Here is a 10,539-nt window from a genome sequence, read left to right as displayed (position 1 = left end):
TCTAGCGTTCGAGCAGGTGCTCGAGCGTGTCCCGGTCGATCGCGTCGAACTCGTGGTCCTCGACGTGCATGTAGTGGCGCACCCGGTTGACGAAGTCGTTGATCGAGGAGTTGAACGCGTCGGTGGCCGCGTTGCGCTGCTCCAGGGACAGGGCACTGGTGATCTCCTGGGCGAACGCGGTGTAGATGACGCGCTGCGCACTGTCGGCGATGTCGCTCGGCGCGACCAGGCGCAGTTCGGTCAGCAGCGTGATGGCGCGCTTGACGTCGTCCTCGAGCACCCCGGTGGCGCGCACCACCCGGAACAGCACGGCCAGCCGATCCATGCTCTCGGGGATCGACGGGTCGGACTCGCGCGCCAGCGCCAGGAATTCCTCGCGGTCGGTGGTGCGGGCCAGCTTCTTGGTCATCTCCGCCCACTCCGCGGACAGCTGTGTGAGCCCGGTACTGGCCACCGAGATCTCCGTCATCGCGGCGATGAAACGGATAGTCGTATCCCGCAACAGGTCGAACCGTTGCCGTTCCTCGTCGACCACGCTCTGGCGCTCGTGCGTCTTCTTCGCCGTCCAGTACGTCGCGATCCCGCCCACCATGGTGCCGAGCAGGCTGGCTGAGGCGGTGATCGCCGGGATCACCCAATCGGTCATGGACGGCAGTATCGCGCTCCGCGCCCGAGCGCGGCAGGCAACTGCCGACACGCACTCCACACCAGCAGCCCTGCCTGGATGCCGAGGGCGATCGAGATCATCGAGATCACCGTGACCCCGACGGCGTCGGAGCTGTCGTTGCCGATCAACTCCGTGACGCCGATGAACCCCAGCGAGCCGGGCACGAGCAGCCAGAACCCGGGCAGCAGCAGCGTGGCGGCCGACGGGGTGTTCGGCCGGCGCGCCACGAACAGCGCGCACAGCGCCAGCGCCAGTCCGCCGCCGAAACCACTGGCGTAACTCCCCAGCGTCGCGTTGCCGGCGAGCTGACCGGCGTAGGAGACGAACAGGATCACCAGCATCCAGCCCATGAAGCGGGTCGGCGGGCCGTGGTACAGGAAGAGGCCGACGGCGTAGAGCGCGCAGCCCACCCACGGCGCCCACGGCCCGAACCGGTCCACCACCGCCACGCTGAGTTCGCTCGCGGTGAGACCGACCAGCTGGGCGGCGATGAGGATGCCGAAAGCCAACTGCGCCAACCGCATTGCGCCGGCGATCAAACGGGCCGAGCCCGAGATCATGTCGCGGGTGCTGAGCTCGATGACCGCCAGCGTGATCGCGGTGCCGGGCAGGAACATCACCAGTGCCGGGGCCAGTGCCCTCAGGCTGCCCTCGCCCAGATGCAGCAGGCGGCCCAGGCTGAACGAGCACAGCGCGACGGTGAACGCCGCGAGCACGGGAAGGAGCTGGGTCAGCGGTTCGCTGCGGCGGGCCAGCACGCCGGCCACCCCGACACCGAACCCGAACAGCGTGGCCGCGCCGAGTGCCACCAGGTTGGGCTGCAGGATGAGGGCGAACGCTGCGCTCTGCAGCGTGTAGCCGAGCACGAATGCCCACGAGCCGAAGCGGGCGTCCATCGCGTCGATGCGGGCCAGCTCGGCGAGGCCGTCAACCGGGCTGATCTCGCCGCGACGGGCCTGCCCGACCAGGGTGGCCAGCGGAAAGGTCTGGTCGAAGCGCACCTCGACCTCGGCGCTTTTCATCTCCAGCGAGTCGCCGCCGCTCAACTGGATGTGGTTGGGCAGCACCAGCATCTCGCCCGTGACGCCGTAGCTGCCGGCGCAGGTGGCCAGCGTCGTGCGCACGGTCCCGATCGGATATCCGGCGGCGATCATCGCCGCGCCCAGACGGGTGAGGAACAGCGTCGGGCTCGCCCGCATGTCTGTCGATTCGTCTCCCACCGGGCGCACAGTAAACCCCTTACGGTGGGGTCATGGGCACATTGCGGGCGGGGCTGGTCGGGCCGTACCCACCCTTCACTGCCGAGGACGGCGGTCTGGACGTCGACCTGATCTCCGCGTTGGGCGAGCGCCTCGGCGACGACGTCGTCACCACGCCCGTCGAGAGCGTCGCCGCTGCGGGGGAGTTCGACTGCATCCTCGGCGGGCTGACGACCGGCAGCGAGGGTCTGGCCTTCCTGCCCCCGTACGTGATCACCGGCGACGGGCTCGCGGTGAACACCCGCCGCCTGCCGCACGTGCACTCGGCGGCCGACCTCGACGGGCTGACGGTGCGCCGCTGTGACCGCGGCGGGCTCGTCGCCGCGGTCGCCGACCTGGCCTCGGGCGCCTGTGACGCGCTGATCGACCTCGCGCCGGTCCTCGGTGAACTGGTCCGTGACGTGCCCGACGTCGAGGTGGTGGCGCGGGGGCTGTCGGTCGACGAGATCGCGATCGCGGTGGCGGGGGAGGACACCGCGCTGCTGGCGCGTCTGCAGGTGGGGCAGGCAGAGCTGGAGGAGGACGGCACGCTGCAGCGGCTGCGCCGGAAGTGGCTCGGCAATCCCTTCGTCGACCAGGCCGCGGCGGTGCACTAGAGCAGTCCCGGGGCAACCGCGCGCATGCACAACGCCACGCACTAGGCTGGCTGCGAGTGTTTCAACGACTGCGAGAAGTTCAACGAACCGAGTAGGAGACTGACGTGACGATCCGGGTAGGCGTGAACGGTTTCGGCCGTATCGGGCGCAACTTCTTCCGCGCCCTGGACGCGCAGAAGCAGGCGGGCAAGAACACGGACATCGAGATCATCGCGGTCAACGACCTCACCGACAACGCGTCGCTGGCCCACCTGCTGAAGTTCGACTCGATCCTGGGCCGGTTGCCCTATGAGGTCGGGCTGGAGGGCGACGACACGATCGTCGTCGGTGACGTCAAGATCAAGGCGCTCGAAGTCAAAGAGGGACCGTCCGCCCTTCCCTGGGGTGACCTGGGTGTCGACGTCGTCGTCGAGTCCACCGGCATCTTCACCGCCCGCGCCAAGGCGCAGGGCCACCTCGACGCCGGCGCCAAGAAGGTGATCATCTCCGCGCCCGCGAGCGACGAGGACATCACGATCGTGCTCGGCGTCAACGACGACAAGTACGACGGCAGCCAGAACATCATCTCCAACGCCTCCTGCACCACGAACTGCCTCGGCCCGCTGGCCAAGGTGCTCAACGACGAGTTCGGCATCGTCAAGGGCCTGATGACCACGGTGCACGCCTACACCCAGGACCAGAACCTGCAGGACGGCCCGCACAAGGATCTGCGCCGTGCCCGCGCTGCCGCGCTGAACATCGTGCCGACCTCGACCGGTGCCGCCAAGGCCATCGGCCTGGTGCTGCCCGAGCTCAAGGGCAAGCTCGACGGCTACGCGCTGCGCGTGCCGATCCCGACCGGGTCGTGCACGGACCTGACCGCCGAGTTGTCGAAGGCCGCGTCGGCCGACGAGATCAACGCGGCGATGAAGGCCGCCGCCGACGGCCCGCTCAAGGGCATCCTCAAGTACTACGACGCGCCGATCGTGTCCAGCGACATCGTCACCGACCCGCACAGCTCGATCTTCGACGCCGGGCTGACCAAGGTCATCGACAACCAGGCCAAGGTCGTGTCCTGGTACGACAACGAGTGGGGCTACTCCAACCGGCTGGTCGACCTCGTCGGCCTGGTCGGCAAGTCGCTGTAGCCCGATGGCGATCAAATCCCTCGAAGACCTGCTCGCAGAGGGAGTTTCGGGGCGGGGCGTGCTCGTGCGCTCCGACCTGAACGTCCCCCTCGACGGCGACACCATCACCGATCCGGGCCGGATCATCGCGTCCGTGCCGACATTGAAGGCACTCAGCGACGCGGGCGCCAAGGTCGTCGTGACCGCGCACCTGGGCCGGCCCAAAGGTGAACCCGACCCGAAGTTCTCGCTGAAGCCGGTGGCCGCGGCGCTGGCCGACAAGCTCGGTCGGCACGTCCAGCTCGCCGGTGACGTGGTCGGTAGCGACGCCCTGGCCCGCGCCGAGGGTCTGACCGACGGCGACATCCTGCTGCTCGAGAACATCCGCTTCGATCCGCGGGAGACCAGCAAGGACGACGCCGAGCGGCTGGCGTTGGCCAAGGCGCTCGTCGAGCTCGTCGGCGAGGATGGTGCTTTCGTTTCCGACGGCTTCGGTGTGGTGCACCGCAAGCAGGCGTCGGTGTACGACGTCGCGACGCTGCTGCCCCATTACGCGGGCACGCTGGTCGACACCGAGGTCAAGGTGCTCGCCCAGCTCACCGAATCGACGCAGCGGCCCTACGCCGTGGTGCTGGGCGGGTCGAAGGTCTCGGACAAGCTCGCCGTGATCGAGAACCTCGCCACCAAGGCCGACAGCCTGATCATCGGCGGTGGCATGTGCTTCACTTTCCTTGCCGCGCAGGGGCTTTCGGTCGGTAGCTCGCTGCTAGAAGAGTCCATGATCGACACGTGCCGAAAGCTGCTCGACGATTACGGCGACGTGCTGCACCTGCCGGTCGACATCGTCGTCGCTGAGAAGTTCGCAGCCGATTCGCCGGCGGAGACGGTGGCGGCCGACGCGATCCCCGACGCCAAGATGGGCCTGGACATCGGACCGGAGTCGGTGAAGCGGTTCGCGGCGCTGCTGTCGAACGCCAAGACGATCTTCTGGAACGGCCCGATGGGTGTGTTCGAGTTCCCGGCGTTCGCCGCCGGCACCAAGGGTGTGGCCGAGGCCATCATCGGGGCGACCGGCAAGGGCGCGTTCAGCGTCGTCGGCGGCGGTGACTCGGCGGCCGCGGTGCGCCAACTCGGCCTGCCCGAGGACGGTTTCTCGCACATTTCCACCGGTGGCGGTGCGTCGCTGGAATACCTTGAGGGCAAACAACTGCCCGGTATCGAAGTTCTTCAGTAGTACTTGATTAGGAGACGCACGTGTCCCGTAAGCCGCTGATCGCCGGCAACTGGAAGATGAACCTGAACCACTTCGAGGCGATCGCGCTGGTGCAGAAGATCGCATTCTCGTTGCCGGACAAGTACTTCGACCGGGTCGACGTGACGGTGATCCCGCCGTTCACGGACCTGCGCAGCGTGCAGACGCTCGTCGACGGCGACAAGCTGCGGCTCACCTATGGGGCCCAAGACGTCTCGCAGCACGACTCGGGCGCCTACACCGGTGAGATCAGCGGTGCGTTCCTGGCCAAGCTGGGGTGCACCTTCGCCGTCGTCGGACACTCGGAGCGCCGCACCTATCACCACGAGGACGACGCGCTGGTGGCCGCCAAGGCCGCGGCCGCACTCAGGCACGGGCTGACCCCGATCGTCTGCATCGGTGAGCCGCTCGAGGTGCGTGAGGCGGGCGACCACGTCGAGTTCAACGTGACGTCGCTGCGCGGTTCACTGGCCGGGCTGTCCGCCGAGCAGATCAGCAAGACCGTCATCGCCTACGAGCCGGTGTGGGCGATCGGTACCGGCCGGGTCGCGAGCGCCGCCGACGCGCAGGAGGTGTGTGCCGCCATCCGCAAGGAACTGGGGGAGCTCGCGTCTGCGGAGATCGCGGCGGGGGTGCGCGTGCTCTACGGCGGCTCGGTGAACGCCAAGAACATCGGCGAGCTCATCGGGCAGGGCGATGTGGACGGTGCGCTGGTCGGCGGGGCCTCACTGGACGGCGAGCAGTTCGCCACGCTGTCGGCGATCGCCGCGGGCGGCCCGCTGCCCTGACCTGAACGACGCCCAAACCGATGTTCGGGCGTAGATTTTCGAGACGGGCACGCCTTTTCGCCGATCTCGGCGCGACCGGGGCGTGATTGGCTGCCGGTGATCAGCGCCCTGTAGTCTGGCGGCCATGGAATTGGCCCTGCAGATCATCCTGGTCGTGACCAGCGTGCTGGTCGTGCTCTTGGTTCTGCTGCACCGTGCCAAGGGTGGCGGTCTGTCCAGCCTCTTCGGTGGCGGCGTCCAATCCAGCCTCTCGGGCTCCACCGTGGTCGAGAAGAACCTGGACCGGTTGACGCTGTTCATCACCGGCATCTGGGTGGTCTCGATCATCGGCATGGCGCTGCAGATCAAGTACAGCTGAGCACCGCCTCGGCGGCTCGCCGCCCGCTGACCAGCGCTCCCTGAATCGAGGCCGTGTCGCGGTGGTCGCCGCACACCCACAGGCCCGACGGGTCGCGTACCGGTTTGCGCACCACCAGTGGCGGCAGCTGGGGCGGCAGTGCGTCGCGCACCACGTGCCGGATCACCGGCTGCCAATCCGTCCCGGTCACCCCGAGGATCGTCGCCGCATGCGCGCGCATCTGCTCTTCACGGGGCTCGGGATGTCGCGGCCCCAGCAGCGCTGACGCGGCGACCAGGTGCCGCCCCGGCGGCGCATAGCTGGGTGCTGCGGCGCTGATGACGGCGGTGTTCACCACCGGTCCCGTCGCTCCCGGCCTGCCGTCCACCCACAGCATGGGCGGACCGTGCCACGGCTGATCGGTGGCCCACCAGTCGGTGACGACGCCGTGCATCCCGGCGGGGGTGCCGTCGATCCACTGCGCGGCCCGGGGCGCGTCCGTCGCGACCACCACCTCTCGCGCGTCCACCGTGCTTCCGTCCTCGGCGCGCACCAGCCACCCGGCGCCCGCCCGCGTGATCTCGACGACCCGGCGGTGCAGGACCACACGATCGCCGAGCGGTGCTGCGAGCTGGCGGGGAAGCGCCGCCATGCCCTCTGCCGGCAGCGACGGCACGCCGAGCGCGAACGTGCGCACCAGCAGCAGCGCGAACGCGTTCGACGTGTCCCCCGAATCGTCGAGCACGACCCCGGACAGGAACGTGTCGATCACGCGGCGCAGCTCACCGGAGACGCCGCTGCGGTCCAGCGCCGCCGAGAGCGAGGTGTCGCCGCCTCGCTTGAGATGCCCCGGCCGCAGTGCGTCATGGGCCCAGCGCGCCACCGCCAGCACGTCCTTGGGGGAGACCGCTCGGCGCGCCAGCATCGCCGGTACGCGCGACGGCGCCCGCAGCGGGTGCGCCAGCACGACGTCGCCGCGCTGCCGGCGCACCCCCACCCCCGCGCCGAACGGTTGCAGCTGCAGCGCCGCGAGGTCGATGCAGCGGTCCAGTTCCGGATAGGCGGGATTGAGCACCTGGAAACCGCGGTCGCAGCGGAATCCGTCGACGACATCGGTTCGGATGCGGCCGCCCACGTCGTCGGCGGCCTCCCACAGCTGCACCTCACGCCCCGCGTCGGCCAGCATCGATGCGCACCGCAACCCGGCCAGACCGGCGCCGACCACCAGGACCTCAGCTTCGGTGACGCTCATCCGGCCACGCTACCGTGGCTCGCCGTGCGTCCCCTTCTGGCTGCGTCGATACTGGGCACCATGCCGCCGACAACCGACAGCCTGCTCGAACCCATCGGAGCCGTCCAGCGCACGCAGGTGGGGCGCGAAGCCACCGAACCGATGCGGGAGGACATCCGCCTGCTCGGCGCGATCCTCGGCGACACCGTGCGCGAACAGAACGGCGACGAGACGTTCGGACTGATCGAGCAGGCCCGGGTCGAGTCGTTCCGGGTGCGCCGCTCGGAGATCGACCGCTCGGAGCTCGCGCAGCTGTTCGACGGCATCGACGCCCGTCGGGCGATCCCGGTGATCCGCGCGTTCACCCATTTCGCGCTGCTGGCCAACGTCGCCGAGGACATCCACCGCGAACGCCGTCGCGCCGTGCACGAGGCGGCCGGGGAACCCCCGCAGGACAGCACCCTTGCCGCGACCTACCGCAAGCTCGACGACGCCGACCTCGACAGCACGGAGGTGGCGGACGCGCTCGCGGGCGCGCTGGTCGCCCCGGTCATCACGGCGCACCCCACCGAGACGCGGCGCCGCACCGTGTTCGACACCCAGCACCGCATCACCGAGTTGATGCGGATGCGGCTGCGCGGGCTCACCCACACCGAAGACGGCCGCGACATCGAGCGCGAGCTGCGTCGCCACATCCTCACGCTGTGGCAGACCGCGCTGATCCGGTTGTCGCGCTTGAAGATCTCCGACGAGATCGAGACAGGTCTGCGGTATTACCCGGCGGCGTTCCTCGACGTCATACCGCGGGTCAACGCCGAGGTGCGCGCGGCGCTGCAGAGCCGCTGGCCCGACGCGGACCTGCTGGCCGAGCCGATCCTGCGCCCAGGGTCCTGGATCGGCGGTGACCGCGACGGCAACCCGAACGTCACGGCCGAGATCGTGCGGATGGCGACCGGGAGCGCGGCGTACACCGCGTTCGCGCACTACTTCGCCGAGCTCAGCACTCTCGAGCAGGAACTGTCGATGTCCGTCCGGCTGGTCCACGTCAGCGAGGAGCTGGCCGCCCTGGCCGATGCGTGCACCGAGCCGGCCCGCGCCGACGAGCCCTACCGGCGCGCGCTGCGCGTCGTGCACGCGCGGTTGACCGCCACCGCCGGTCAGATCCTGGACCGGCAACCCGAACACCAACTCGACCTCGGCATGGCGCCCTATGACACGCCCGCCGAGCTGTCCGCCGACCTCGACATCGTCGATGCGTCGCTGCGGGCCAACGGCAGCGCGGTGGTCGCCGATGATCGCCTGGCTCGGCTGCGGGAAGCGGTGCGCGTCTTCGGTTTTCACCTCAGCGGTCTGGACATGCGGCAGAACTCCGACATGCACGAGGAGGTGGTCGCCGAGCTGCTGGCCTGGGCCGGCGTGCACGCCGACTACGCGTCGCTGGGCGAGGACGAGCGGGTCGAGTTGCTCGCCGCCGAGCTCGCCACCCGCCGCCCGCTGATCGGCCCGGGTGCACAGCTGTCGGATCTGGCCCGCAAGGAACTCGACATCGTGATCGCCGCCGCGCGCGCGGTGCGCGTGTTCGGGCCCGCCGCGGTGCCCAACTACATCATCTCGATGTGTCAGTCGGTGTCGGACATGCTCGAGGCGGCGCTGCTGCTCAAGGAGGCTGGGCTGCTCGACGCGTCGGGGGAGCACCCCTATGCGCCGGTCGGCATCGTGCCGCTGTTCGAGACGATCGACGACCTGCAGCGCGGCTCGGCGATCCTGCAGGCTGCCCTGGACCTTCCGCTGTACCGGGCCGTCGTGGCCGCACGCGGGGACAGCCAGGAGGTGATGCTCGGCTACTCCGACTCGAACAAGGACGGCGGGTACCTCGCCGCGAACTGGGCGCTGTACCGGGCCGAGCTGGACCTCGTGGAGACGGCGCGCACCGCAGGAATCCGGTTGCGGCTCTTCCACGGACGCGGTGGCACCGTCGGACGCGGCGGGGGTCCGAGCTACGACGCGATCCTGGCCCAGCCGCCGGGCGCGGTGAACGGGTCACTGCGCATCACCGAGCAGGGCGAGGTGATCGGCGCGAAGTACGCCGAACCCCGTCTCGCGCACCGCAACCTGGAGACGCTGCTGGCCGCCACGCTGGAGGCCACCCTGCTCGACGTCGAAGGTCTGGGCGACGAGGCAGAACCGGCCTACGCCGTTCTCGACGACCTGGCAGCGCGTGCGCAGCGCGCCTACGCCGAATTGGTCCACGAGACACCGGGTTTCGTCGATTACTTCAAGGCCTCGACGCCGGTCAGCGAGATCGGCGCCCTGAACATCGGGAGCAGGCCGACCTCGCGCAAGCCCACCACGTCGATCTCCGACCTGCGGGCCATTCCGTGGGTGCTGGCCTGGAGCCAGTCACGGGTCATGCTGCCCGGCTGGTACGGCACCGGCACCGCGTTCGAGGACTACATCGGCGACGGCCCCGACAGCGAGGCGCGGCTGGAGGTGCTGCAGGACCTGTACCGGCGGTGGCCCTTCTTCGCGACGGTGCTGTCGAACATGGCGCAGGTGCTGGCGAAGTCGGACCTGGGGTTGGCGGCGCGCTACGCCGAACTGGTCGACGACGTCGAGCTGCGACACCGTGTGTTCGACAAGATCGTCGACGAGCACGCCCGCACCATCAGGATGCACGAGCTCATCACCGGTCACGACGATCTGCTCGCCGACAATCCGGCGCTGGCACGGTCGGTGTTCAACCGCTTCCCCTACCTGGAGCCGCTGAACCACCTGCAGGTCGAACTGCTGCGCCGCTACCGCTCCGGCGACGAGGACGAGCTGGTCCAGCGGGGCATCCTGCTCACGATGAGCGGGCTGGCCACCGCGCTGCGCAACAGCGGCTAGATCGGGTCAGCCCAGCCCGGCGCCCTTCCTCACTTTGTCCAGGACCCCGCGGACGACCTGATCGGTGATGGCCAGCGGGGCGACCAGCGATTCGCCCACCCCGACGATCCGCTCGACCCGTGTCACGATCCCCTCGAGTCGGTCGACCACTGCGATCAGGCGGGGAGCCAGCTCGTCGATGCTGCTGATGGTGTCATTGAAGCGGGCCAGGGTCGCATCCAGGTTGCCCGTGGACTTGTCCAGGTCCTCCAGCGTCTCGCTCAACCCCTCCAGGATGGTGTCGACCTGTTCGACGGTGACGTCGGCGTTCATCGCGGCCTGCGCCAGCTTGCGGATGCGCTCGGACCCGGTGCGCACGGGCCTACCGCTTCGATCTGCCATGTCGGCCAGTATGACCCGCCCGGTCGGATACGGTGG

The 10,539-nt window shown here is 69.3% G+C and carries 10 protein-coding genes; 6 read left to right on the top strand and 4 right to left on the bottom strand.

The genetic code is table 11. From position 1 onward, the window contains the following. Position 1: 1 nt before the first annotated feature. Entirely contained in the window at positions 2 to 646 is a 645-nt protein-coding gene (locus MHN84_RS06185) for a hypothetical protein (protein WP_241203740.1), read from the bottom strand. Next, a complete protein-coding gene (locus tag MHN84_RS06180) occupies positions 643 to 1,887 on the bottom strand; it encodes a threonine/serine exporter family protein (RefSeq protein ID WP_241203739.1) in 1,245 nt (414 codons plus the stop codon). Before MHN84_RS06180 ends, MHN84_RS06185 begins: the two co-directional genes overlap by 4 nt. 32 nt (positions 1,888 to 1,919) lie before the next feature. On the opposite strand from MHN84_RS06180, the gene MHN84_RS06175 reads away from it, so the two are divergent. The 5 genes from MHN84_RS06175 to secG all read left to right on the top strand — a co-directional run bounded on the left by MHN84_RS06175 (position 1,920) and on the right by secG (position 6,026). After that, a complete protein-coding gene (locus MHN84_RS06175) occupies positions 1,920 to 2,522 on the top strand; it encodes an ABC transporter substrate-binding protein (RefSeq protein WP_241203738.1) in 603 nt (200 codons plus the stop codon). A gap of 104 nt (positions 2,523 to 2,626) precedes the next feature. Beyond that, a complete protein-coding gene (gene gap / locus MHN84_RS06170) occupies positions 2,627 to 3,649 on the top strand; it encodes a type I glyceraldehyde-3-phosphate dehydrogenase (protein WP_143817730.1) in 1,023 nt (340 codons plus the stop codon). A gap of 4 nt (positions 3,650 to 3,653) precedes the next feature. After that, positions 3,654 to 4,862, top strand: a complete 1,209-nt coding sequence (gene pgk / locus MHN84_RS06165) for a phosphoglycerate kinase (protein ID WP_241203737.1) — start codon at positions 3,654 to 3,656, stop codon at positions 4,860 to 4,862. Positions 4,863 to 4,882: 20 nt separating this feature from the next. Beyond that, entirely contained in the window at positions 4,883 to 5,668 is a 786-nt protein-coding gene (gene tpiA, locus MHN84_RS06160) for a triose-phosphate isomerase (RefSeq protein ID WP_241203736.1), read from the top strand. A gap of 124 nt (positions 5,669 to 5,792) precedes the next feature. Further along, positions 5,793 to 6,026, top strand: a complete 234-nt coding sequence (secG, locus tag MHN84_RS06155) for a preprotein translocase subunit SecG (protein WP_046361928.1) — start codon at positions 5,793 to 5,795, stop codon at positions 6,024 to 6,026. Here secG and MHN84_RS06150 read toward each other — a convergent pair. Next, positions 6,013 to 7,257 (bottom strand): NAD(P)/FAD-dependent oxidoreductase, encoded by a 1,245-nt coding sequence (locus tag MHN84_RS06150; protein WP_241203735.1) that lies wholly within the window; start codon positions 7,255 to 7,257, stop codon positions 6,013 to 6,015. The genes secG and MHN84_RS06150 overlap by 14 nt on opposite strands. 60 nt (positions 7,258 to 7,317) lie before the next feature. Here MHN84_RS06150 and ppc point away from each other — a divergent pair, with 60 nt between their 5' ends. After that, positions 7,318 to 10,122 carry a phosphoenolpyruvate carboxylase gene (gene ppc, locus MHN84_RS06145; RefSeq protein WP_241203734.1) on the top strand — a complete coding sequence of 935 codons (2,805 nt, stop codon included), beginning with the start codon at positions 7,318 to 7,320 and terminating at the stop codon, positions 10,120 to 10,122. 6 nt (positions 10,123 to 10,128) lie between these two features. Here the strand turns inward: ppc and MHN84_RS06140 are convergent, their stop codons facing one another. Next, positions 10,129 to 10,503, bottom strand: a complete 375-nt coding sequence (locus MHN84_RS06140; protein WP_241203733.1) for an ATPase — start codon at positions 10,501 to 10,503, stop codon at positions 10,129 to 10,131. Positions 10,504 to 10,539 lie beyond the last annotated feature (36 nt).

Source organism: Mycobacterium sp. PSTR-4-N, from assembly GCF_022348085.1.
Lineage (GTDB): Bacteria > Actinomycetota > Actinomycetes > Mycobacteriales > Mycobacteriaceae > Mycobacterium.
The sequence above is the reverse complement of the archived record's forward strand: the minus strand, read 5'-3'. Positions and strand labels throughout refer to the sequence as shown.